Annotated in this window: 20 protein-coding genes; 10 read left to right on the top strand and 10 right to left on the bottom strand. The window is 42.1% G+C overall.

From position 1 onward, the window contains the following. Positions 1-12 precede the first annotated feature (12 nt). Genes GJV22_RS21010 through rsmA form a run of 3 tightly spaced genes read right to left on the bottom strand, consistent with a single transcriptional unit; the run spans position 13 to position 2,626 of the window. Positions 13-480 carry an ATP-dependent zinc protease family protein gene (locus tag GJV22_RS21010; RefSeq protein WP_163718369.1) on the bottom strand — a complete coding sequence of 156 codons (468 nt, stop codon included), beginning with the start codon at positions 478-480 and terminating at the stop codon, positions 13-15. Continuing rightward, positions 477-1,838: a magnesium transporter gene (gene mgtE, locus GJV22_RS21005; RefSeq protein ID WP_163718367.1), complete on the bottom strand. Its 1,362-nt coding sequence runs from the start codon at positions 1,836-1,838 to the stop codon at positions 477-479. The genes GJV22_RS21010 and mgtE overlap by 4 nt, the downstream gene beginning before the upstream one ends. Before the next feature lie 11 nt (positions 1,839-1,849). Then, positions 1,850-2,626 carry a 16S rRNA (adenine(1518)-N(6)/adenine(1519)-N(6))-dimethyltransferase RsmA gene (gene rsmA / locus GJV22_RS21000; RefSeq protein ID WP_163718366.1) on the bottom strand — a complete coding sequence of 259 codons (777 nt, stop codon included), beginning with the start codon at positions 2,624-2,626 and terminating at the stop codon, positions 1,850-1,852. A 197-nt stretch (positions 2,627-2,823) separates the two neighbouring features. Between rsmA and GJV22_RS20995 the strand changes: the two genes are divergently transcribed. The 3 genes from GJV22_RS20995 (at position 2,824) to GJV22_RS20985 (ending at position 5,878) form a co-directional block, all read left to right on the top strand. Further along, complete coding sequence (locus tag GJV22_RS20995) at positions 2,824-3,819, top strand: lysylphosphatidylglycerol synthase transmembrane domain-containing protein (RefSeq protein WP_238480371.1); 996 nt, start codon at positions 2,824-2,826, stop codon at positions 3,817-3,819. A 27-nt stretch (positions 3,820-3,846) separates the two neighbouring features. Further along, positions 3,847-5,097, top strand: a complete 1,251-nt coding sequence (locus GJV22_RS20990; protein WP_163718364.1) for an ABC transporter permease — start codon at positions 3,847-3,849, stop codon at positions 5,095-5,097. A gap of 136 nt (positions 5,098-5,233) precedes the next feature. After that, positions 5,234-5,878, top strand: a complete 645-nt coding sequence (locus GJV22_RS20985) for an NUDIX hydrolase (protein ID WP_163718362.1) — start codon at positions 5,234-5,236, stop codon at positions 5,876-5,878. Here GJV22_RS20985 and GJV22_RS20980 read toward each other — a convergent pair. Continuing rightward, positions 5,862-7,301: an MltF family protein gene (locus tag GJV22_RS20980; RefSeq protein ID WP_163718360.1), complete on the bottom strand. Its 1,440-nt coding sequence runs from the start codon at positions 7,299-7,301 to the stop codon at positions 5,862-5,864. The two genes, GJV22_RS20985 and GJV22_RS20980, sit on opposite strands and share 17 nt — an antisense overlap. Before the next feature lie 19 nt (positions 7,302-7,320). Further along, positions 7,321-9,312, bottom strand: a complete 1,992-nt coding sequence (locus GJV22_RS20975) for a putative porin (protein ID WP_163718358.1) — start codon at positions 9,310-9,312, stop codon at positions 7,321-7,323. Positions 9,313-10,002: 690 nt separating this feature from the next. Between GJV22_RS20975 and GJV22_RS20970 the strand changes: the two genes are divergently transcribed. From GJV22_RS20970 to GJV22_RS20945, 6 genes are all read left to right on the top strand, one after another. Beyond that, the gene (locus GJV22_RS20970) at positions 10,003-10,878 is read left to right on the top strand and encodes a universal stress protein (RefSeq protein WP_163718356.1); all 876 of its coding nucleotides are present in this window, start codon (positions 10,003-10,005) and stop codon (positions 10,876-10,878) included. Between the two features lie 431 nt (positions 10,879-11,309). Beyond that, on the top strand, positions 11,310-13,142 hold the full coding sequence (locus GJV22_RS20965) for a DNA topoisomerase IV subunit B (protein WP_163718354.1): 1,833 nt from the start codon (positions 11,310-11,312) through the stop codon (positions 13,140-13,142). Between the two features lie 25 nt (positions 13,143-13,167). Continuing rightward, entirely contained in the window at positions 13,168-15,804 is a 2,637-nt protein-coding gene (locus tag GJV22_RS20960) for a DNA gyrase/topoisomerase IV subunit A (protein ID WP_238480370.1), read from the top strand. Next, on the top strand, positions 15,805-16,314 hold the full coding sequence (locus GJV22_RS20955) for a shikimate kinase (protein WP_163718352.1): 510 nt from the start codon (positions 15,805-15,807) through the stop codon (positions 16,312-16,314). After that, positions 16,307-17,071: an MBL fold metallo-hydrolase gene (locus GJV22_RS20950; RefSeq protein ID WP_163718351.1), complete on the top strand. Its 765-nt coding sequence runs from the start codon at positions 16,307-16,309 to the stop codon at positions 17,069-17,071. The genes GJV22_RS20955 and GJV22_RS20950 overlap by 8 nt, the downstream gene beginning before the upstream one ends. Positions 17,072-17,275: 204 nt before the next feature. Beyond that, entirely contained in the window at positions 17,276-19,564 is a 2,289-nt protein-coding gene (locus tag GJV22_RS20945; protein WP_163718349.1) for a PAS domain S-box protein, read from the top strand. A 95-nt stretch (positions 19,565-19,659) separates the two neighbouring features. Here GJV22_RS20945 and GJV22_RS20940 read toward each other — a convergent pair whose 3' ends face one another. The 5 genes from GJV22_RS20940 to GJV22_RS20920 form a co-directional block, all read right to left on the bottom strand. Further along, the gene (locus tag GJV22_RS20940; RefSeq protein ID WP_163718347.1) at positions 19,660-19,857 is read right to left on the bottom strand and encodes a cold-shock protein; all 198 of its coding nucleotides are present in this window, start codon (positions 19,855-19,857) and stop codon (positions 19,660-19,662) included. A 12-nt stretch (positions 19,858-19,869) separates the two neighbouring features. Further along, positions 19,870-20,268: an RNA recognition motif domain-containing protein gene (locus GJV22_RS20935; protein ID WP_163718345.1), complete on the bottom strand. Its 399-nt coding sequence runs from the start codon at positions 20,266-20,268 to the stop codon at positions 19,870-19,872. A gap of 123 nt (positions 20,269-20,391) precedes the next feature. After that, on the bottom strand, positions 20,392-21,549 hold the full coding sequence (lysA, locus tag GJV22_RS20930) for a diaminopimelate decarboxylase (protein ID WP_163718343.1): 1,158 nt from the start codon (positions 21,547-21,549) through the stop codon (positions 20,392-20,394). A gap of 5 nt (positions 21,550-21,554) precedes the next feature. Beyond that, the gene (locus tag GJV22_RS20925) at positions 21,555-22,868 is read right to left on the bottom strand and encodes an aspartate kinase (protein WP_163718341.1); all 1,314 of its coding nucleotides are present in this window, start codon (positions 22,866-22,868) and stop codon (positions 21,555-21,557) included. Between the two features lie 436 nt (positions 22,869-23,304). Next, positions 23,305-24,018, bottom strand: a complete 714-nt coding sequence (locus GJV22_RS20920; RefSeq protein ID WP_163718339.1) for a GntR family transcriptional regulator — start codon at positions 24,016-24,018, stop codon at positions 23,305-23,307. 332 nt (positions 24,019-24,350) lie between these two features. Here GJV22_RS20920 and GJV22_RS20915 point away from each other — a divergent pair, with 332 nt between their 5' ends. Next, a complete protein-coding gene (locus tag GJV22_RS20915; RefSeq protein WP_163718338.1) occupies positions 24,351-25,667 on the top strand; it encodes a dihydrolipoamide acetyltransferase family protein in 1,317 nt (438 codons plus the stop codon). Positions 25,668-25,694 lie beyond the last annotated feature (27 nt).

Here is a 25,694-nt window from a genome sequence, read left to right as displayed (position 1 = left end):
TTTAATTGAAAACTATTGCATGCTTTTCTGCAAAGCGACAAGCCATATTTTGTTTTTGGCAGAGAGCTTTGTTTTGGAGCTATCGACAACAAAACGTTTTGACAGGAATTTGCGGCCCAGTAAAACCGGGAATTTCATGTTGCCTCGTTCCGTTAATGTCAGTTCAATCGGGTAGAGTTGATCAAATAGAAAGATTTGAGTCTCAATGCTGTACCGTTCTTCCAGAATGCCGTTTGAACTGCGAACTCTTTTTATGGAAAAGCGGTCAAAGATAAATTCTTTGTTGTGATATTGATCATGATCGGGATCTAAAAAGTAACAATGCAGTTTTTTTTCACCTTCTACTTCAATTAGCTCAATGTCGTGGCAATGAAAACTTGATGTGAATGCGCCTGTATCTATCTTAACTTCAATGTCTTCAAGTTTTAATTCGGGGAAGCCGGCCAAGTCGTTTCGGCCGATGAGAATTTTTTTCTTCATGCCAAAAAGTTGAAAAAGAAGTGGGCGACACCCATGTAAAGTAACAGGCCGAGCACATCATTCATCGTTGTGATAAACGGTCCGGTGGCTACTGCCGGGTCGACTTTGAAACGATGGAGGATAAGAGGAATCAGTGTGCCAAACAGCGAGGCGAACACAATTACAATAAAGAGGGTGCAGCTGACAGTGAGCGTCAGTTTATAATCGTCGCTGAATAAATAATTGTAACAAAAAATGAGTACAGCGAAAAACAAACCGGTAACCAGACCGACTCCAAGTTCCTTGAATAGTTTTTTTCCTAGCGTGTCGAATTTGCGACTTCCGGCAGCCAGTGTTTGTACAACAATTGACGAGGACTGTACTCCGACATTACCAGCAGTCGCGGCAATCAGAGGGATGAAAAATGCCATGGCCGGAATATGGTTGAGGGTGTCCTGATGTGAGCTTAAAACCTGGGCGCCGGTGAGTCCTCCAACGGTACCGATCAGCAGCCAGGGAATACGCACGCGGGTAAGTCGCCAAACGTTGTCGCCCGATTCTACATCTCCGGTAATACCCGATACCATCTGGTAATCTTTCCCGGCTTCCTCGCGAATAACATCCACGACATCGTCAATTGTAATACGCCCTTTCAAGCGCCCGATTTGATCGACAACAGGAAGTGCAACCAAGTCATATCTTTCCATAATCTGGGCAACTTCTTCCTGCATAGTATCGGTTTTTACCGATTGGATGTCCACGTCAATTAAATCTTTGACTTTGCTGGTTGTTGATTTGCGGATTAATTTAGAAAGGGAAAGTACTCCCTTTAATATGTTATCATCGTCGACAACGTAGACGTAATAGATTTCATCTATTTCTTCCGATTGTGCTGAAATTTCCTTGAGGCAGGTTTGAACGGTCCAGTTTTCATTGACTGCAATCAATTCTTTTGCCATCAAACCACCGGCGGTGTCTTCGTCGTATTCCAACAGGTCGGCAATGTCACCGGCTTGTTCTTTGTCTTCAATTTGAGAAAGAACAGCTTCAACAACTTCTTCCTCCAGTTCTCCCATGATGTCAGCAGCGTCGTCAGAGTCCATGTGCTCTACGAACTGGTGGGCGATTACTTCGGGCGGTAAGACGCGCAAAAACCGGCGACGGACATTCTCCGGAATTTCAAGTAACACATCCGAAGCCATTTCTCCTTCCAATTGCAGGTATAGAAATTTTGCTTCATCCATGTTCAGCTTGTCCATGATCTCCGCAATGTCTGTTGGGTGAAGACCATCCAGTAACTTTAAAACCTCAGCCGACTCTTCAGCTTCAATAAGGTCCTGAAGTTTGAGGATAAATTCCATGTTCAATTCTTCGTTCATGGCAAAGAAATTTATGATTGACTTTCAATCAGTCGGGTTAAATTTTCAAATTCTGTTACACTCAATTGTTCTGGTCTCAGGTTGAAAATTTCATTGGTTTTAATCGTGTCGTCAGTTATCATCTGTTTCAACGAGTTGCGCATGGTTTTTCGTCTTTGGTTGAAAGCTGTTTTCACGACAGTGAAAAATAATTTCTCGTTGCAATCGAGTTTTTCGCGCTCGTTTCGTGTTAACCGAATTACGGCAGATTTGACTTTCGGTGGAGGACTAAACACCTGCTCGTGAACAGTGAAAAGATATTCAATATCGTAAAAAGCCTGGAGGAAAACACTCAGAATTCCGTAAGTTTTGGAGCCAGGGCCTGTTGCCAAACGTTCCGCAACCTCTTTTTGAATCATGCCAACGACCTCCGGAATTTGATTTTTGTAATCCAGAACCTTGAAAAAAATCTGCGATGAGATGTTGTATGGAAAGTTCCCGATGACAGCAAACTTGTCGGTGAAATAGTCTTCAAGCTTCATTTTCAGAAAATCCTTCGAAATAATACGATCCTCCAACTGCGGGAAGTGCTTTTTTAAGTAATCAACTGACTCGTGATCGATTTCAACCACGGTCGTTTTATAGTTTTCTTTTGACAATAAATATTGAGTCAGCACGCCCATTCCAGGGCCAATTTCCAAGACATCAGGAATTTGCTCATTTTGCAGACTGTCAACAATTTTTCGGGCTATATTTTGATCCTTTAAAAAGTGTTGACCCAGGTTTTTCTTGGCCCTAACAGTTGTCATAATTGTGTGTGTTCTGATTTCAGGTTTGCTGAATATGTTATTAAAAAGAATGCGGTTTAAAACAAATATTTATTTTTGTCAGCGATTTGGGCTTTTGGATAAGGCGTGCAAATTTAAAAAAGTACTTTATAAAATGCGTGAAAGTGTTGCTAAACCTTCTTAAAAATAGCGCATTTTCAGAAATAAACAAGTTCATTTTGAAACATAAGTTATTGAAGTTCCTTAAAGTCCTGGCCTTTTTTATTTTGGGCGTGGTTATTTTTTGGTTAGTCTACAAAGATCAGGATCTTGAACGGATTGAGTCCATCCTGAAAAACGATGTGAATTATTTATGGGTGTGGCTTTCCTTATTTTTAGGATTGCTCAGCCATATTAGTCGTACTATGCGGTGGGTGATTATGATTGAACCGTTGGGACGGCGACCCCGTGTTTTGAATACTTTTCTGGCTGTCATGGTTGGTTACCTGATGAATTTAGTGATTCCGAGAATGGGAGAGATCTCGCGGTGCGGAGTTTTGTCGCGATATGAAAAAATTTCGTTTACAAAGCTTGTCGGTACCGTTGTTACCGAGCGTATTATTGATGTGATTATGATGCTCTTGTTAACTTTGATTGTTATTGGTACCCAGTTCGGAAAGATCCTTGAGTTTTTAGATAATAATCCCGTGGTGAAGAATAAACTGGAGAATATCACATTTTCGCCGGCAGTCATCATCAGTCTGATCGCAGTGGTGGGAGCGTTTTATTATTTTAGGCGGAAAATCAAGCATTCAGCCTTGTTCCATAAAATCCAGGTCACACTGCAAAAGTTCGGCGAAGGTTTGCGAACGATTAAGAATATGAAGCATAAGTGGGCTTTTATTTTTCATACGGTCTTTATTTGGCTGATGTACTATTTAATGCTTTATGTGGTTTTCTTCTCATTTGAATTTACCGCGCATTTATCAGCTATTGCCGCACTAACTACGTTTGTATTGGGTAGTTTCGGTATGGTTGCGCCTGTTCAGGGTGGAATTGGGGCCTGGCACTTTATGGTCATTCAGGCATTGATTGTATATGGAATCAGTAAAGCTGATGCTGTTGTCTTTGCATTCCTTGCTCACTCATCGATGACGGCCATGATGATTCTGGTGGGATTAATTTCGTTGCTGATTCTTCCGTTTATTAACCGTCGGAATACAGAAAGTTCGTAGCTTTACGACCAATCAGCATCCCAAAATTTGAATACTGAATTATTCATAGCACGACGTTTATTTTCATCGAAAGATTCCGAACAGCACTTGTCTCGGCGGATTGTCCGTTTGGCTGTTGCTGGTATCAGTTTGGGCTTGGTGGTTATGATTCTGGCAGTAGCCATCGTTACGGGCTTTCAGCGCGAAGTAGAAAGCAAAGTGAATGGTTTTGCGGCTCATTTGCAGATTGTCAACTACGATAGCAATCAGAGTTATCAAACGATCCCAATCGAAAAAGATCAACCCTTTCTTCAAGATCTCAAAACGATGAGCGGTGTGGCTCATGTTCAGCAATTCGCGACTAAACCCGGGATCATCAAAGCCGGAGACGAGATACAAGGCGTTATTTTGAAGGGAGTGAGTACCGATTTCGATTGGAGTTTCTTCGAAAAAAGTAAAGTCGAAGGTGAGGTGATTTCGTTGGACTCTGCACGTTCCGATCAGGTTTGGATTTCGAAACAGATTTCGGATTTACTGAAACTGAAACTTGGAGACAAGTTCAGGATGTATTTTTTAAATGAAGCTGAAAGAGTTCCGCGCATTCGACAGTTTACCGTTGGTGGTATCTTTAAGTCGGGGCTGGAAGAGTTCGATCGCATGTTCGTGTTGGTCGACTTGCGTCATGTTCAGAGTCTGAATAATTGGACCGAGGACCAGGTTAGCGGTTACGAGGTTTTTGTGGACAATCTGGACGAGGTAGAGGATATTGGGAGTGAGGTGAGAACCTTGGTTTTGGAGAGTCTGGATGTTGATGCACCGATGTTGCGTGTCGTTAATGTAAAAGAGAAGTATCCCTATATTTTTGATTGGCTGAACCTGCTTGATATGAACGTCTGGATCATTCTGCTTTTGATGGTTGTGGTGGCCGGGTTTAACATGATATCCGGTTTGTTGGTCATCATTTTAGAGCGCACCCGCATGATCGGTATCTTGAAGTCGATGGGAGCTGCCAATGTCAATATTCGCAAAATATTCCTTTATTTATCTGCTTTTTTGGTTGGAAAAGGGTTGCTGTGGGGGAATTTAATTGGGGTTGTTGTTTGCCTGTTGCAGTACTATTTTAAGATTATTCACCTTGATCCGGCATCCTATTACGTCGACACGGTGCCAATAAATTTGTTGGCAACGCATTTGTTGTTGCTCAATCTTGGGGCGCTGCTGGTCACCTTGTTGATGTTGCTCGGTCCATCGTACCTTGTTGGTCGAATTTCACCCGAAAAAACAATCCGCTTCGACTAACGCCGACGTTTGTCCTGCAGTTGTTTCTCAATTCAAATTCAGGGAAAAGTTATTTTTTTATTTTCCTTTTAGGTTTCCGTTGATCCCGCGGTGGTCGTTCTGCTGTCCTTTTTCAATTATTGCTTATATTTAACCAATGCATGATTTCAGTCCTGAATATATTGCCGGCTTGCTGCGTTCCGGGTTACCTGGGAGAAAATCACATTTGAAAATGATTCCTCCGGGACGAAGGCTCTTTGTTAGCGATTTGGATGAAAACCAAATCCGCTATAGTAGCGTTTTGCTCTTACTTTTCCCGCACGAAGGCAAGTTGCACACTTGTTTGACCAAAAGAGCTACTGCCATGAAAAATCACCCCGGGCAAATTAGTCTGCCGGGAGGAAAGATTGAAGAAGGCGAAAAGCCTGAGGTTACAGCATTGCGCGAGGCTCAGGAAGAAGTTGGAATAAACCCGTCAAGCGTTTTGTTGTTGGGGCGGCTGTCTGAGTTGTACGTTCAGGTTAGCCAGTTTAAGATCTTTCCTTATGTCGCATGGACTGACAAGAAGCCGGATTTTGTTCTTAATGTAGCGGAGGCTGAAAAGCTAATTTTGTTCCCAATACAGGATTTTCTGGAAGGGCAGAAGCTAAAATATTGCCCTGTTCAAACGACTTCCGGGCTGTTGCAGGTTCCTTGTTTTCATTTTGCTGACGAAATTATTTGGGGAGCAACTGCCATGATCCTTTCCGAATTTATAGACCTGCTCACTCAGGCTAAACATCAGTTTACGATGTCTCAATAAGATTGACGTAGTGGTGATAGGTACTCAAAACCCGGTTCACATAATTGAACGGCTCGTCTCCTCTGCAATACCCCCATTTCACAACCGGGTCTTTATAATATTTTGAGGCTGATTTATTCAGCAGGAAGTAGTCAACGTTGTTCGCCCATACAATCGGAATTTTATGGTATTTGGCCGCTAGTCGTTGAGCATCTTTTACGTGTCCCAAGCCGACATTGTATGCCGCTAACACAAACTTGATTCTTTCCGCGGAGTCCGGAATTTCTTTCTTGAAATTGTCGTCCAACCATTTCAGCAATTTTACGCCGACTTCAATATTCATGGCCGGTTCTTCGTAGTCATTAATCCGAAAAAGATCCGCTGATTCGGGCATCACCTGCATTAATCCGTAAGCTCCTGCCCAGGATGTGGCTGTAGGGTCAAACTTCGATTCCTGGTAAATAACCGCAGCTGTTAAACGCCAATCGATGCCAACCTGGTTACTTTTTTGTTTAATCAACTCATCAAAGGGCGATATTTTCCCTCCACTGATCGAATGGTAGTCATCGAGTACGGACGGGTTGGAACGACTTGATTCGAAGTATTTTTGGTAGAGGATGGCAAATTCTTTGGTCTTTTTGAAATTGCGAATCCAATTGTTGAGGTAACTTAGCCATTCCGGGCTGTTTCGTCGTACTGCCCATGCAATGTTTTGCGGGAAACTAATCGGAGTTTTAATATCCAGATTGGGGAAGTAAGTTTGATTTACCCGCGCGACATTTTCATCGCAAACAGTGTATTCGATCTCACCTTTAGATACCATCGCAACCAATTGTTCGACGCCAAAGATGGTGTCCTGTACAATGTTGATTTCGGCTCCAATTTCATCTGAAAGATTCATTAAACGACGGTAGTAAGAGGTGTTTTTTTGAACATGAATAGTCTTTCCGGCCAGGTTCAACTGATTCCGGATGAGCGAATCTTCAATCGCTTGTGAACGCATTGATCTCCAGTTTTCAGGAAGTCGCTGTACCAAAACCTGACGGGTTTCTTCGAGTGGAATTGTGAAGTCGATGACTTTGTTGCGTGATTTGGTGACAGTCAGGTTTTTGGCAACCAGATCGAAACGTTTTTTTTGCAGCCCGTCAAAAGTTTCATCAAGATTGTTGCTAACCGAAATTTCAAGTTTCAACCCCATGTCCTTGGCCAGGTGTTGCAAGAGTTCATATTTGAACCCCATTGGCCTGCCGCGATAGATGAAGTAATTAGTTGAGTTGTAATCGACAACAGCTTTTAGTCTGCCGGATTTCATGATTCGACTCAGCTCGGTATTGGCGGGTTGTTTATCACCGACCGGCTTTTTTGGGGCTTGATTGCCACACGATAACAAAACCGTCAAAAGGAACGGGAAAAGCACATAAGGGGTGAATGTTTTTCTCTTCATACCAACGTTTTAGGTTTGTCTAATCATAAAATGACCAGGCAATGCCTAAGCGAAACGTCCTTCTGTAAAATGGATAATCTGGAGCAGCCCAATAGTTTCCATCCAACATTCCGGTTGCCGCATTTAATAATTGAAAGAACGCCCTGGTCCGTTTCAATTTTAAATTAGCATGCAGGTCTACTATTGGAAAGTTACCAATTTTTTGTTGATTTTGCCAATAGTATCTTCCGGTTGCCGGATCAAAAGCATCCGCATAATAGGCTGTCGTATATCTCACATCAAATCCCAAGTCGGTGTGAAGGACTTTGGAGACTAGTAGTTTGAAGTTCACACTTAGGTATCCGGTCAAATCAGGCAGGTGCAGGTATTGCTCCTGATTTGCTGTTTGCCACAAAGCCTGCGCACGGATTAACCAGTGCTCCGACTCGAAATCTTTATTCAGGTAAGCAGAAAGAACCAGCATCTCGCTGCCTCCTTGTTGTGGCAAGGCTTCCTGATTGTTGAAAATATAGTTTCCGATCAAGGCGTAATTAAAGCCCAGTGTCAATTTGTATCTCTCCGAAGTTATGCGCGATTTAATAATCATCTCGTTGATGTTGTCAAATCGGTTTGTCCAGTTGTAATGGTTTGAATAATAATTTTGTTGGAAATAATCGGGAACAATGGTGTTCAGTTCTCCTGAAACATATAAGCTCGTCGTGTCTTTTCCGATGCGAAGTGGTTTATAGATGAAGGCATTTAATTCGGTTTGGCCAGAGCGATAGCCGATTGTGTAAAACTTTCCTTGAATATTCCATCGCCAAAATTTACCTTCATCCCTGGAAATAGCCCCTCCGACAAAGGTGTTGTTTAGTTTGTCTTTGACCAGGTACGTACTGTCCATATCCATCATTTTGGTCGTGATCAGATCGTTCCCGATGAAAACGCGTTTGCTGAATGTGTATTTCCGGTTTGGCGATTCATAAAACTTTAACTGAAAGGTATTGGTCAGCCGGTTGTAAAAAACCGTATCGTTGGTTGCAGACGAATCTCTGAAAGCTGGGTAGTAATCTAAATTAGGCGATGTATCTACGAAAATCCGACGGTTGGATGAGTATTCAAATTCATGTATAAAGCCGGTAATTGGTCTAAATACGTCATTAATATTTCCAAGCGAGTCTTCTTGCTCTTCGTATTTTCCCAGCCGATATTCATTAATCAGCGAAATCGTATTGTTTCGTATTTCAGAGTTGGCCGTCGTTAAATTTACCAGGAAGGTCTCAGTTTCTTTATAGTCGTTCAGGTTTTGTCCGGATTGCAATCCTCCGTTTTCTTCGCTTTTTAACCGGTTGAAGATAATTGCACCGTGCGAGTTGAATTTGTCCGACTTATAAGTTGTAGCCATGCCAATATCGTGCACCTTGTTCTCTTGCATTTGATAGTGCCCAGTCGATTTGTCCTGATCGTAAAAAAGCTGAAAGTTAAACTTAGGAGTGGCATTTTGGCTGTGAAAAACATTAAACCGGGTTTCGTTTCTGGTATTTCGGTTCTCACTTTGGGTATAATCCAACAGTGTATAAGGAGTTGTTGTGTTCATGAATTTTATATCGCCGGCAAACTTTACATAGGGTTCGTACGAGCGGTAAAAGTAAAAATCCGATTTGTAGCTTCTGTTGAAGAAATCGCCGGAAAGATAAGCTCCTCCCATGTTGCCGGTAAATATGGGACGTAAGTCTCTTTTTAGAACCGGATTGTAAACATGGTAGAAGTCTAATGCGGTATCCAGTTTTGCTGGTTCATAATTGGCTCCATAGTTGGCAACTTTCCAGACCGAGATGATTGAAGGGACCTTTTTGGTCTCCTCTTGGTCATGATCGTGCTCGTCACCTTCCTGGTCATCACCTTCTTCGCTATCGAAATTGCGGGTCGAATAGTTTCCTCCTGTTCCGAATGTTTCTACACCCTGCTGCGCCCTAAGTTGGTGGGCGGCAACGACCAACAGCAGAAATAAGAGTATCTGTTTTCCATTCATAACCGGGCAAAGATAATTAAAACTGTCAGTCGCACTGTCTTTTAAACTTTAAAAAAACTTATATATGCTATGTCTGAGATCATTCTGTTTTCGTAGTCATATCTGGGCATCCGCTCGTTTGTCTCACCTTGTTTGTATGTCTTTGTTTTATAGTTAAAAAGGGAATTCGTCTTGGTTTCTGGGGTTAAGTTTTGGGGTTGGTACTCATATTTGAACCTTTGCGTGGTTCTATTAGCAGTTGTTATTTCCGAAAAGGTGTCTTCTGTCTTTCATTTTTCACACTCATTGTAAGGATTCTGCTTTTTATAAAAATTGAGTTGTCATTTGTTGACTTGTTCTCGGGTTGTTGTCAGTTTCGTAGTATTCTTGTCGCATGGAACCTTGGATTCGGAATGTTTTTTTTATTAAATAAATCGTTCAGGCAAAAATGAAGAATCATGAAGTTTAAAGAAAGCATGTGGCACCGTCTGAATCAGAACGAATGCTGTCAAAGGGAGAAGCCAACAATCGGGAGCGCACTGGTGAATTGTTTTGGAGTGAATGACCAAATCATTAACAAACAGTCGCGATAATCGTACAACTAATAAGATTGCCACATCAGTTTATGTGGCGCTGTTCTCAACTGGAATTCCGGTTTTAAGTTCAGCAAGTCACCCCGGGAGTACGTTTTTAAACCAAAAAATAAAAGCCATGAAAACAAATGTATTGTTGTTGGATACACTGAGGAATATGGAAAATCTGATTTATTCTGCTTTTTCAATTAGTGGCCAGCAAAATAGAAAGCTAAGGATTGTTTACATCGAAGATTTTAATTGGGTTACCGGTGCGAACTATTTGGGAGTTACCCCGCCTAATTTGGGAACAGGTATGCAGTATGCTGAAACTCAAATTAAGGCAGATTACGAACGGGCCGAAAAAGAAATTAAACGGATCACCTCTCAATATTTACTGCACAATCCCCGGAACATTCCTTTCGAATATGAAGTTCGCGAGTACAATCGGCTGGAGTATGTTGATGAACTTATCGAACAGGAAAAAGATGTTGTCTTGATGATGAGTAATTACAGCAGTATTTCCGAAAGCCCGGGTGGAATCATCAATTACCCCAATATATTGGACAAGGTAGCTTGCCCTGTTTTAGTGATTCCTGATGACCGGCAGTATTTGAGATTTAATAAAGTGCTTTATGCAACGGCGATGCATAGCGAAGATCTTGATGCGATTAAAAGCATGGTCGAATTGCTTGCCTGCGGTTCGCGTTTAGATCTGCACGTTTTTCATCACTGTAATAATGTCGATTTCGATCATCGACTGAAGTGGGTTGGTTTCCAAACATTGGTGAAAAATTCGCTTCCGGAATACACTCCTGAGTTTTATTTGTCAAAAGGGAAAGATGTTGAGGAGTCCATTGAGGCTTATGTGAAAATGGAAAATCCTGACGTGATTGTTGCCTTGAAAGAACGGAAAGGATTTTTCGAAGATATTTTCTCCAGTTCGCACACCCATGAATTAATCAGACATTTTAATAAGCCAGTCTTGGTTTATCACGAAGACAATTTGAAATAGAAAATAAGTTAGAACGGAATACGCGTCGTAATAATGGCTTGCCTATCCGACTAGTTGCATGACTCCTGAACTGCTGAACCCGAAAGTATTCTAGCACCGGAAAATCATGGAGGGAGAGATTTTTAGGATTTTGAGCTGCTGTTGTCGCAAATGATCATGGTGTTGGATGAGGCGAACGAAATCGAGAATTTTTTAACAGTTGCTCTCGTCAATAAGTTGGTTGAATCGATCGAATAAAATAATTGGATGTTTACGGCTAAGTCAACGAATTAGTAATTAGCGGGCTCAGTTGGTCAGGGCAAATGGTTTCGTGCTATTGCCCTTCTTTTATGGGGAATTTTTCAACTGTTTGGCATTAGTTATTGACATATTCTTTCAAATTTTGCGCACTTTTGTTTTCTTTATATTTGTGATAAAATTCTGTTGAAATTATGACTCCAAACTACGACGAAGGATCCATTAGAACGCTAGACTGGCAAGAGCATATTCGCAAACGCCCCGGTATGTACATTGGGAAGTTGGGGGATGGAACTGCCAGTGATGACGGTATTTATGTGTTGCTGAAAGAGGTTCTCGATAACTCTATCGATGAGTTTATGATGGGCTTCGGGAAGAAAATCGAAGTAAAGGTGTCTAATGAAATCGTTAGCGTGCGCGACTTCGGACGTGGTATTCCGCTCGGTAAATTGAAAGACGTGGCTTCGAAAATGAATACCGGGGCTAAATACGATTCAGAGGTCTTCAAAAAATCGGTTGGGTTGAACGGGGTTGGTATTAAAGCGGTGAATGCGCTTTCTACCACTTTCAACATTAAAGCTTTTCGCGAGGGGCAGGTCAAAGAAATTATTTTCTCTCAAGGTCATGTTGTCGACGAAAAAGACGTTACAACAAGCGAGCTTCCAAACGGGACAGAGGTCAGTTTTGTGCCCGATGTGGATATTTTCCGCAATTATCGTTTCCGGGCCGATTACGTGGAGAACATGATGAAAAACTATTCTTTCCTGAATGCCGGTTTAACCATTTACTGTAATGGCGACCGTTATCAGAGTAAGAATGGCTTGAAAGACCTACTGGAGGAAAACCTGGATGCAGAACCGTTGTATCCGGTGATTCACCTCAAAGGGGAGGACATTGAACTTGCACTGACGCACGGCAACCAATATGGCGAAGACTATTATTCGTTTGTCAACGGTCAGCATACAACCCAGGGAGGAACACACCTGGTCGCTTTCCGCGAGGCAATTGTGAAAACAATCCGTGACTTTTATAAAAAAGATTTTGATCCCTCAGATATTCGTGCTTCTATCATTGCGGCTATCAGTATAAAGGTTGAAGAACCTGTATTCGAATCGCAAACAAAAACGAAACTAGGATCGCGCGACATTGGTCCTGACGGACCGTCCGTTCGGAATCATGTCGTCAATTTTGTACAGAAAGAGCTGGATAACTACCTGCATAAAAATGCTGATGTCGCCGAAGTTTTGCTGCGCCGAATTCAGGAGTCAGAGAGAGAGCGCAAAGCTATTTCGGGCATTAAAAAATTAGCGAAGCAACGGGCCAAAAAGGTTAGCTTGCACAATCGCAAATTGCGCGACTGCCGGGTACATTTCAACTCGAACAAAGAAAATAAAGCTGAGTCCAGCATTTTTATTACTGAGGGGGACTCGGCCAGCGGTTCAATCACGAAATCACGCGATGTTAATACGCAGGCTGTTTTTAGTTTGAAAGGAAAGCCACTGAATACCTATGGCTTAACCAAGAAGGTTGTTTACGAAAACGAAGAGTTTAATTTGCTGCAGGCTGCGCTGAATATTGAAGAGAGCCTGGATGACCTGCGTTACAACAAGGTGATTATCGCTACCGATGCTGATGTGGATGGTATGCACATTCGCTTGTTGCTGATCACATTCTTTTTGCAGTTCTTCCCCGAAGTGGTTAAAAAAGGACATTTATATATTTTGCAAACCCCCTTATTCCGGGTGCGCAATAAGAAAAAGACTTTTTATTGTTACAACGATGAGGAACGTTTGTCGGCTATTGCTGAATGTGGAAAAGCAGCCGAAATAACCCGATTCAAAGGGTTGGGTGAAATCTCCCCTGATGAATTTAAAAATTTCATTGGCCCCGATATTCGTCTGGAACCTGTGCTGATGAAGAAACATGAATCGGTAGCACAAATGCTTGAGTTTTATATGGGAAAAAATACGCCCGACCGGCAGGAGTTCATTATTGAAAACCTGTATGTTGAAAAGGATGAAGTTTAATAGCAACGTTTAAATGTAATTTAAGGTGAGCGAAGAGGATATCAAAACAGATCAGTCAGGTTCGGAAATGGAAGATAATATCACGTATCTGCCGGGAATGTATAAGAACTGGTTTCTCGATTATGCGTCCTATGTGATTCTTGAAAGAGCCGTTCCTTACGTCAATGATGGTCTAAAGCCCGTTCAACGACGTATCCTTCATGCAATGAAGGAAATGGACGACGGACGGTACAACAAGGTGGCCAATATAATCGGGCAAACCATGCAGTATCACCCGCACGGTGATGCTTCAATCGGTGATGCCTTGGTTCAGCTGGGCCAAAAAGATTTATTGATTGACGCACAGGGAAACTGGGGGAATATTTTAACCGGTGACGGATCAGCTGCACCACGTTATATTGAAGCCCGGCTATCGAAATTTGCCCTCGATGTTGTATTCAATCCAAAGACTACGCAATGGAAATTGTCTTACGATGGTCGCAACAAAGAACCCGTAACCTTGCCCGTGAAATTTCCGTTGCTATTAGCGCAGGGTGTAGAGGGGATTGCCGTAGGACTTGCATCCAAGATTCTTCCTCATAACTTTCTTGAGTTAATTGACGCTTCGATCGCACACCTGCAAAACGAGGAGTTTGAGTTGTATCCCGATTTCCCAACAGGAGGTTCGGTTGACGTTTCAAAATACAACGATGGGTTGCGTGGTGGAGCTGTTAAGGTTCGGGCTAAAATTGAAAAACAGGATAACAAAACGCTGGTCATTACGGAACTTCCGTTCGGACGGACAACAAGTTCGTTGATTGAGTCTATCATTAAAGCGAACGAGAAGAGTAAGATTAAGATCAAGCATATCGACGACAATACGTCGGATAAGGTTGAGATTTTGGTCCACCTGGCGCCAGGCGTTTCTTCAGATAAGACCATTGATGCGCTTTATGCGTTTACCGATTGTGAAGTTTCTATTTCGCCAAACTCCTGTATCATTGAAAATGATAAACCAGTGTTTTTAGGCGTGACTGATATTCTTATTCGGAATACCAATCAAACGGTTGCGATGCTAAAATTGGAACTCGAAATCAGGAAAAGCGAGCTCCAGAATGCCCTTCATTTTGCTTCGCTGGAAAAAATCTTTATTGAAGAACGGATTTACAAGGATAAAGAGTTTGAGCAGTCGGAGAATATGGATGAGGCAATAGCCCATATCGATAAACGCTTGGGACCTTGGAAGCCCAAGCTCATCAGGGAAGTTACCCGTGAAGATATTCTGAAGTTGATGGAGATTCGCATGGCTCGGATTCTGAAGTTCAATTCCGACAAAGCGAACGATCATATTCAGTCGATTGAGGATGAAATTAAGGAGATTGATCACAACATCAAAAATATCATACCTTTCAGCATTGACTATTACGAGCGCATAAAAGCCAAGTATGGTAAGGGAAAGGAAAGGAAAACCGAATTACGGAATTTTGAAAATATCGTAGCGACCAAGGTGGTTGTTGCCAACGAAAAATTATACTTCGACAGCGAAGAAGGTTTTATCGGGACCAGTCTTCGAAAAGCGGAATATGTTTGTGATTGCTCGGACATTGACGACGTCATTGTTTTCCGAAAAGACGGAACCTATTTCATAACGAAGGTTTCTGACAAAGCTTTCATTGGGAAGAATATCCAGCATTTGGCCGTTTTCAAGAAAAACGATAAACGCACGATATACAATGTTGTTTACCGAGACGGGAAGCAAGGTCATTTTTATATGAAACGTTTTGCTGTAACCGGGGTGACACGGGATAAAGAATATGATGTGACGAGAGGAACTGCCGGTTCCCGGATTTGGTATTTTAGTGCAAACCCGAATGGAGAGGCAGAAGTGCTGAAAGTTACGTTGAAACCGAAAGCTCGATTGAAGCGCCTGATGTTTGAAGTTGATATGGGAGAACTGGCAATCAAAGGCCGCGGCGCTATGGGGAATATTTTATCGAAGTATGAACTGCATAAAATTGTCCTGAAAGAAAAGGGTGTTTCCACGCTCGGTGGTCGTAAAATTTGGTTCGATTCAGATGTATTGCGATTGAATTCAGACGGTCGCGGGAAGTTTTTGGGTGAATTCCAGGGGGACGACGAGATTCTGGTTTTGTATAAAAACGGTGATTATCAACTTTACAATTTCGATCTGAGTAATCACTTCGATCAGGATATACTAGCCATTGAAAAATTTGACCATGAAAAAGTATTATCGGTTGTTTATTACGATGCAGAGCAAGAATTCTACTATGTGAAGCGGTTTCAGGTTGACGATGTGCAAGGAAAGCGGCTCAGCTTTATCGGAGACCATCCCGGAAATAAACTAATCAGTATCACCTGGGTGCATTATCCAAGATTAGAGATTACCTTTGGCGGGAAGAATGCTCAGCGTGAAAACGAGATTATTGAAGTTTCCGAGTTTATTGGCGTTAAATCGTACAAAGCACGAGGCAAACGGTTAACCAATTACGAGATCGATAATATTGCAGAGATCGAGCCGGTTGTGAAAGATGAAGATATACACGAGCAGCCGGTGGAAGAGACCGAGGAGGTTGATACGGAAGATGTTCCTTTTGAAATCAATCGAAAAAAGAAGGATGACGAAGAAGAAGATGATGATAAGAACCAAATGTCGCTGTTCTAAATGAGAATCTATTTAATCGGCTATATGGCCTGTGGCAAAACTACTTTGGGAAAAGAGTTAGCTCATAAATTGGACCTGTCTTTTCTGGATTTAGATAAATATCTGGAAAAAAAGTATTTCAAAACAATTCCTCAGATTTTTGAAGAGGAAGGTGAATCGGGTTTCAGGCTCAAAGAACAGGCCTGTTTGCAGGAGGTTTCTGAATTTGAAGATGTTGTGATTGCGACCGGTGGTGGAGCTCCTTGTTTTTTTGATAATGTACAGGTAATGAATCGGACAGGGGTTTGCATCTTCCTGGATGTTGAGGCTGATGAGCTGGCTGAACGCTTGCGGCATTCCAAAAGCGAGCGTCCTTTAGTTAAAGGTAAAAGTCCTGAAGAGTTGGTCGGATTTATTGAAGGCATGTTAGAGAAAAGGCGGCCTTATTATGAACAGGCAGAATATACGCTAACAGGCGGAAATATCACAGTCTCAGAAATTTTATCGAGAATTGAGTTGGAGCATGAGTAAATTGGAAGTATGCGCTTTAGCGTCGGGAAGCAATGGTAACTGTTATTACATCGGGAACGAGAGTGAAGCGTTGTTGGTTGATGTAGGACTAAGCGCCCGTCAACTCCAGTTGCGTTTGCAGTCCATGGGGATTGAAGAGCAAAAAATAAAGGCACTTCTGGTTACTCACGAACATTGCGATCACGCCCGTGGAGCCCGCGTTTTAAGTAAACGACTTCAAGTTCCGGTTTACATAACGAAAAAAACTTTTCTTGCTTTGAGCAAGGCAAATCGACCGGACAACGTTGTTTGGTTTGAGCCAAATCAGTCATTTCAATTGGGGGAGTTCGATGTTCATCCTTTTTCAAAACAACATGATGCAGCCGATGCATGTTCGTTTAGGGTTAGTTATGGCGACAAGCATGTTGGAGTGATGACGGATATTGGAGAAGTATGCGAACACGTAAAATCTCACTTTTCGGAGTGTCATGCCGTATTTTTAGAAAGCAATTATGATGATGATATGTTGATGAACGGCCCTTATCCCTTTTATTTGAAACAAAGGGTTTCGTCGTCAATTGGGCACTTGTCCAATACCCAGGCCTTTAGTCTGGCGAGTGAATTTGCCGGAGAAAATCTCGGTACAATCTTTTTGAGCCACATATCCGGCGAAAATAATAAGCCCGAGATCGCAGAGGCTGTCTTTCATCCCCTTCGCGACCGTTTTCGGGTTGAACTTACCTCCCGCAGTAAGTCAACCGATATCTTTCGACTTTGATCTCGTCTAGGTAGCACCGAATATAGTTATGTTGGATTTCATGCTGGCGTGAGGAATCATTCTGAGACATGATATTTTTTGTCATTGTGCACACTTTTATTTGAATGGGCTGATTTTGTGGCTGTTTTAGTTGGTCTATGTCCCGGGTTTTAGCTATTTTAGATAAGAGGACGATCTTTCCAATCCATTTAAAGAAATGTTATCATGTTTAAGTTGTTTTCCCGAATCTTCGGAGCTGACTCAAGAAAACATAAGGACGTGAATTCGACAGATGCGATGGCTGCATTAAAAAACAGTTTACTGGAGAATTCATTGGTCGGAATGTATATCATTCAGAATGATAGTTTCAAGTATGTAAATCCCCGTTTTTGCGAAATTTTTGGCTACAGCTATAATGAAATAGTTGAAGGAATGGGACCCGGAGACATGGTTTTTGAAGAGGACAGGGCGCTGGTGAGGCAGAATGTTAAAAAGAGAATCAATGGCGATACGGACTCATTAGAGTATGAATTTAGAGGGGTGAAGAAAGACGGAAGCATCATTCATGTTCGGGTATTGGGAAGTTTAACCAAATACAGGAACAAACCCGCTATTTCCGGCACGCTGATCGATATTACACATCATTTTAGATTGCAGGAGGAGCTGCGAGCCAGTGAGGAGCGGCTTCGGGTGGCTTTAGAGACAACTCAAACCGGCATTTGGGACTGGGATGTCGTAAATGATGTTTGGTTCGCAACGCCTATTTTTTTTACGATGCTTGGGTATGAGCCGGGAAATGGCAATCTGGATCGGTCGGTTTGGCTTAATCGGATTCACCCGGAAGATCGCTTGGTTTTCCTGAAGCAGATTGACCGGATACTTACCGGGAAGTGCGGTGAATATGCATACGATGCCCGCATGTTACATGCTGATGGTAGCTATCGTTGGCATCAGGTAATCGGTTCAGCAGTTCGGTCGGGCAAGAATGGTACAGTAAAGCGGATGGTCGGTATACGCCGTGATATAACAGCTGCAAAACAGGCTGAAGAAAATATTAGAAAACAAGAAGGGCGTTTGCGTGCTTTGATTGATGCGATTCCTGATTTGGTTTGGCTGAAGGATGCACAAGGGGTATTTTTGCAGTGCAATGACCGACTGGCAGAGCTCCTTGGTGTCGATAAGCGTCAAATCATAGGAAAGACGGATTACGATTTTTTCTCGAAGGGTTTAGCCGATCATTTCAATCTTAAGGATCAAGCCGCGATGAAGAAGAATGATCCCTATGTTTATGAAGAGGAAGTCGTATTTGCCGATGGACATCGCGAAATGTTGGAAACGATAAAAACACCAATCTATGAATATGATGGTGACTTGATTGGTATTTTGGGTATCGGGCGTAACATTAGCCAGCGGAAGGAGTTAGAGGTATCGTTGCGTAAAAGCGAAGAGAAGTACCGTTACATTTTTGAAAAGGCCCCGGTTGGTATTTTTAAGATCGCACTTACTGGCGAGTTTCAAATTTTCAATAAAACATTGCTTGATCAGTTCGAATGTCAGACCGATGACGAATTCGTACGGTATTATAAAAATGTGGCTGATTTTTGGCTGGAAGGTAGTGACCGTGAAAATTTTCTCCGTCTGTTAAAGGATAAAGGGCAGGTAATGGCCTATGAGTTTGAGGCCAGATTAATTTCCGGTAAGATCAAATGGTTTTCAATCTACGTGCAGTTAGATGAAAGGGATTCCACTTATGAAGGCTTTTGTGTGGATATCAGTCAATCGAAGCAGAACCAGGCAGAACTTATAGCGGCCAAAGAAAAAGCTGAGGAGAGTGAACGACTAAAGTCTGCTTTTTTGATGAATATGTCGCATGAGGTACGTACCCCAATGAATAGTATTCTTGGCTTCCTGGAAATGTTCGAGGATGAGGAATTTGACGGTGCGAAGGATAAACGTTTTTTTGAAGTTGTGAACCTGAGTGCACGGAGGTTGATGGATACGATTACCAATATTTTGGAGATTTCTAAAATTGAAGCAGGGGAGAACAGGCTGATAATACGGAGTGTTTGTTTGGAAGATGAATTCCGTTTTTTATTCGATTTTTTTGAGTCGCAAGCAGAAGCGAAAGGTCTAAAATTAACATGTGATATTCCGGACGAAGACGCGGAGACCTGGATCGAAACAGATCAATATAAATTGGAAACGATCCTGATGAACCTGTTGAAAAATGCCGTGAAATTTACAGCGGAAGGGACGATCGAGTTCGGTTATACTATTGACGAAGATTCGCTTTGTTGTTTCGTGAAAGATAGTGGCTGCGGTATTTATCCGGAAAAAATGAATGCTATTTTTGATCGCTTTGTGCAGGCCGATATGAATCTAACCCGAAGAAAGGAAGGATCTGGCCTGGGTTTGTCTATTTCTAAGGCTTATGCGATGGCGTTGGACGGAGAAATTGACGTTGAGTCGGTGATTGGTCGGGGGAGCCGTTTTGAATTCAGGATGACGATATAAAATAAAAAAAACCCGAAGTATTTCGGGTTTTAAACAAAGAGTGAAAAATATCTTAAATTGAAGAGCGGACCCGAGGTCTCTGCTCAATCTCGAAATTAATCTACTTTTGTTACGTTCGTTGCAACCGGACCTTTTTTACCTTGTCCAATTTCGAATTCTACGGTCTCATCAGGTTCAAGACCAGCAAAGGCATTTACTAAACCAGAGCGGTGTACAAAGATGTCTTTGTTGTCCTCGGTCAGGATAAATCCAAAACCTTTGGTAGCGTCATACCATTTTACAGTACCTTTCATGTCCAAACTGAATTAATAGTTTGATCTGAAATTGTTGTCTCTACGACCGCCGCCGCCGCCGTAACCACCGCCACGGTTTTCACCGCCGCCGTAACCACCGCCACGACTGTTTCCGCCACGGAAACCACCGCCGCCGCCGCCTGGTCTGCGATTGTCACGAGGTTCTCTCTTTTTTTCGATAGATTCGTTAACAACCATTGTTCTTCCTTCGACTTCAGCTCCGTTTAATTCTTCGATAGCTTTTTTTGCTTCATCAGCATCAGCCATTTCAACGAACCCAAAACCTTTACTTTTACCGGTAAATTTGTCTGAAATTAATTTTACAGAACTTAACTCACCATACTCCTCAAAAATTTCTCTGAGGTCGTCCTCAGTGATCGTGTAATTGAGGTTTCCTACAAAAATGTTCATAATCAATAAAAAATAAATAGTGTAAGTGACAAATGTAGACTTATTTTGCTTTTAAAAAAATTAATGACTAAAAATAAATCATTTATTTATCCTTTTATGCCAAAAGCTTAATTATCGGTTCGTTTATGATCTAAAATTGTCAGAAGTACAAGAGGTTACAAGATCACGTAGATTGTATTGAGAAGCCATTACTTCGCCATATGCACCGGCCGAATGGATCGCTAACAGATCTCCTCTTTTCGCTTCCGAAAGCCATAAATTTGTAGCGAAAACATCCGTGCTTTCACAAATCGGCCCGACAATGTCATAGGCATGCTCTTCCTGTTTTGATGTGAGGTTGCTGATCGCGTGGTAAGCCTGGTAGAGCATCGGACGAATTAATTCAGTCATTCCCGCGTCTGTAATCAGGAAGTTTTTGCTTTGCCCTTCTTTTAGATATAAAACCCGGGTGATGAGGTGACCACATTGGGCGACTACTGATCGTCCCAGTTCAACATGAAGTTCTTGTCCCTGTTTTAGTTTTAGGTGCTTGTGAAAGGCGGCAAAGTACGCTTCAAAATCTGCGAAGGTGTTAGTTTCTGGATTTTGGTAATCAATACCTAATCCACCACCCATGTTAATGTGTTCCAATTTTAGCCCTTGCTCTTCAAACCAATCTGAAAACGCGTTCACTTTTAAACTGAGTTCCTTGAAGACTTCGATGTCGGTTATTTGTGAGCCGATATGGAAGTGGATTCCCGTTAGTTGAATGTTTTTCAGGCTTTTCAGGAGCGCGGCCAGTTTTGTTAGATCCTGATGATTGAAGCCAAATTTATTTTCAGTCAAGCCGGTGGTGATAAACTTATGAGTCTTCGGATCAACATTGGGGTTGATCCGAATCGCAACGGGCGCCGTTTTGTTCAGCTTTCCGGCAAGTTCATCGATGACCTGTAATTCGGGAAGAGATTCACAGTTGAAGCTGAAAATTCCGGCTTCCAGCGCGGTGATAATCTCTTTGTCTGTTTTGCCAACGCCGGCAAAGGCGATTTTCGAGGGCTGAACACCCATTTGAATTGCCTTGCTTATTTCGTTGCCACTAACACAATCAGCTCCAAAACCGGCGTCAAACAAACAGGTAAGAATCTCCTTATTTGCATTAGCCTTAATGGCATAGTGCACATGGAATCCGTAAGTGTTTGCCGCTTTTATTTTCGAGATGGTTTTCCTGAGAATATCCATGTCGTAAAAATAAAAGGGTGTTTCCCTGTTTTGGAACTGACTGATCAGTGTTTCTTTAATCATCTTGGTTATGAAAGCAAATGATCGCTTAATGCCTGAAGTGTTGCTTGTTTGTCTTTGGTTGCAACCAGTACCGAAATATTGTGACGGCTACCACCGTACGAAATCATTCGTATCGGAATACCCTCCAATGCTGAGAATACCTTGGCCGCAAATCCGTGTTCATCAGCAATTAAATCACCGACAATACAGATAATGCTTTGTTTTTCGTCTACTTCAACTTCACCATATTCTTTCAACTCACGAACAATGTCGTTGAGTTTGGTGGTATTGTCGATCGTAATTGAAACAGCGACCTCCGATGTCGTAATCATGTCGATTGGCGTTTTGAAAAACTCAAATATTTCAAATAAGTTCTTCATAAAACCATAAGCCATCAGCATTCGGTAAGATCTCACTTTTATAGCAGTAATACCATCTTTGGCGGCAACTGCTTTGATTCCGACACCGCTTGAGTCGTGTGTGATCAGCGTTCCCCCATCTGATGGATTCATCGTATTCTTTAAGCGAACAGGAATGTTATGGAGTTTGGCAGGCAGGACAGTTTGCGGGTGAAGAATTTTTGCCCCGAAATAAGCCAGCTCAGCCGCTTCGTTGAACGACAGTTGCTCAATTTTGCGGGTGTTTTGTACAAACCGAGGGTCATTGTTATGGAACCCGTCAATGTCAGTCCAAATCTGAACTTCTTCCGAATCAATGGCCGCGCCAATCAATGATGCGGTATAGTCTGAACCTCCACGCTGCAGGTTGTCAATTTCACCATCGATATTTCGACAAATGAAACCTTGGGTGATATAGTAATCAGCGTCTCCCGCTGTTTGTAAATTTTTTTGAATTAAGGGTTTAATCTCGCTCATGTCGGCCGCTTTGTCGGCATCAATCCGCATAAACTCAAGAGCCGGCAAAAGTTTGGTATTGTACCCGTTTTCTTTCATCAGTTGGGTGAACAAAGCGGTTGAAATTAGTTCGCCCTGAGCCAAAATCGTTCTTTCTCCAACTTCATTGAATTCTCCCGAAGTGAAAGATTTAATCGTGTTGAATGCGCTTTTGACAGCCTTGTTACCTTCTTTCTTGTGTACCGGTGACTTCAGCAGTTCTTTGACAACGGCTTCGTAGTTTCGTTCCAGTGCAGCAATCTGTGTGAAAGCAGCATCTTTATTTTTTTTATTCAGGTAGTCAGCAATTTCAACCAGTGTATTGGTTGTTCCAGACATGGCGGATAATACAACAAGCTTTTTTTCTCCATCGGTAATCAAATTCATTACTGCGTTCATATTTTCAACGCTTCCAACCGAGGTGCCACCAAATTTTAATACTTTCATGTGTGAATATTTTGTTTTTATGCCCGGTAAATAGTCCTGAAGATACTTTTAAGCACAAAATAGTGTTCGCATTTCAAGGCTATTTTGTCGTGTAATTTAGTTTGTTAAGTTGCTCTATAACGATGGGCAAAGATGCGGATTTTATTCTGATTTGTAAAGAATTTCGCATTTACATGTATAAATATTCACGTAAAATGAATGAATATTTAAGAGTAGCCTTGCAACTTTCGTTATTGAGCAGAATTAGATGCTGTTTTTCGTTGGGAAGTTGGAAAGGTTGCAAAAAAAGTGTGTTTCGTTCGCCTGTTGTATAAAATATTGATGAAGCCGCAAAATATTCGTTATTTGTGTTTGTCATTAAAGGTGGACGTCCAGTCTCCGATCCGGAGATTTATGTGCAGTTAGGGGTGGTTGCACGGATGTCCACCTCTTTTTGCTAAAAACTTCCGAAAATGCTGTGTTTTTCCGAGTTGAAATAGATTGTTGAATAAATATTGAAATTTTCGCGATTGGTGAATAATTTTCGTTCAATGTATAAGACAGGTTCACCTTTTTTTAGTTTGAGCAATTTGCGAATTTTCTCATCGGCTTTCATGGCCTTTAGTTTCTGCTGGCCTCCTTTTACTTCAATTTGGTACTGTGTTCTCAGTATTTCGAAAAGTGATTTGTTCTCGAACGTTCGGCTCGTAAAGCGCGGTAGGTTGATATTTGGAATATGGTTGATGTCGTAAAAGACAGGTTGACCGTTTACAATCCGTAGTCGCTCCATATAAATACAGCCAAAATCGCGCTCAACTTCAGTAATGTCAAAATGGAAGGGATCCGGCCAGGAAGTAATTTGTGGTTTTTGCAGAATCTGAGTTTGTAGAAAATCCTTGCCAATTGCAGATGATGTTCCTGAAATGGAGAGAATGCCAATATCCTGTGGTGGTTTCCTGACAATACTGCCTTTTCCTTGCTTTTTTAAAATAAATCCATCCTGCACGAGGGCTTCCAGAGCATGGCGGACTGTCGGGCGGGTCATGTTGTGAACGGCACACAATTCATTCTCCGAAGGAAGTAGACTTCCCTCCTCGTAAACACCCGAAAGGATGTGTTTGCGTAGTGACTCGTATAGCTTTTTGTATTGTGGTAGTTTGTTCTCCGTCATTCTGTTGTCTTTACAACTAAGTCTTCGACTCAGCATATTTCAGTAATCGTATTCAAATTTAAATGGATGATTGGCGCCTGAAATAGTGATACTTCGTGTCAATGTCAGACCAAAATTAAGAAAAAATATTAAATTTCAATTTCAAACTTGTATATACAAGTTAAAAAATATAAGTTTACAACCGTAATTCGTTTCTTAGCTTGTTTATTAGGTGTTTGAGATGATTTATTGTTTAAAATAGATGATCTGTTGTCATTACAAGTTGATGAATATTCAGGTTGATCAGGTGGCGGATTAAAACTTAAACTAATTAAAAGAAATAAGATACTGCTATGGCAATTCCAGTTATTCTGCCCAGGCAAGGGCAATCTGTTGAGACTTGTATTATTGGAGAATGGTACAAGCAAGTTGGCGACCCGGTAAAAACGGGTGATGTCCTTTTCTCCTACGAAACCGATAAAGCATCATTTGAGGAAGAAGCAAAGGAAGATGGCGAGTTGCTCGCTATCTTCTTCGAAGCTGGAGATGAAGTTCCTGTTTTGACCAATGTTGCCGTATTGGGAGCAAAAGGAGAGAGTGTAGATGAGTTCCGTCCGGGAGGAGAAACGGCTGCAGAGGAGCAAGCTCCGGAAGTTGTAGTGCAAGAAAGTCTCGTTGCGGAAAAAGAGGAAGTTGTCTTGGTTGAAAAGCCCGAAGGAAAAATCAGGATTTCACCACGCGCCAAAGCAATGGCCGAAAAAATGGGCGTTGTGTTCGAGCAAATTCAGGGTAGTGGTCCGCATGGGCGTATTATTGCTCAGGATGTTGAGGCTGCCGCTCAGGCATTGCCAAAATTGACGCCATTGGCTCAGGAAAAAGCAAAAGCGGAAAATCTGGCTCCTGTCAAAGAAGCAACGGGCTTAGGAGGTCGTGCAACTGCTGCCGATCTGATCAATTATAATCCTGTTTATGGCGATGATTTCGAAGTGAAGAAATTGCCAAATATACGCAAGTTGATTGCCAAGGCAATGCATCAGTCGTTGCAGAATTCGGCTCAGTTAACTCACCACATGAGTGCTGATGCCCGTAAGGTTATGGCATTGCGCAAAAGCTTCAAAAAGAAATTGGAATCGGGTGAAGTTTCACAAAATATCACCATTAATGACTTGGTGTGTTTCGCAGTAATTAAAGCGCTGAAAAAATTCCCGCAAGTCAACACGCACTTTATTGGCGACAGCATGCGCTGGTTTAAAAAGGTTCATTTGGGATTGGCCGTTGACACAGAGCGAGGCTTAATGGTTCCGGCCGTTAAAAATGCCGATGATCTTTCTATTGAAGGACTTTCGTCGCAGCTTTCTTCGGTTGCCGGTGCAGCTCGCAAGGGCAATGTTGATCCGGAGTTGTTGAAACCAGAAGCAGCCAGTTTCACTGTTTCGAACCTGGGTAATTATGGCGTCGAGATGTTTACGCCGGTTATCAACTTACCACAAACCGCCATTTTAGGCGTATGTACCATTGTTCCCCGTCCGAAAGATTTGGGTGACGGTGTTTACGGCTTTGTGCCGATGATGGGCTTGTCGCTCACCTACGATCACCAGGCACTTGATGGTGGCGAAGCAACGCTCTTCCTGAAAGAAGTTAAAGAACAAATTGAAAACCTGTCGATATAGTGAAGAAGACATTAGAGACGCAAATTT

The organism is Mangrovibacterium lignilyticum, assembly GCF_010882175.1.
GTDB lineage: Bacteria > Bacteroidota > Bacteroidia > Bacteroidales > Prolixibacteraceae > Mangrovibacterium > Mangrovibacterium lignilyticum.
Note: the sequence above shows the minus strand (reverse complement) of the source record. Positions and strands in the feature narration are given on the sequence as shown.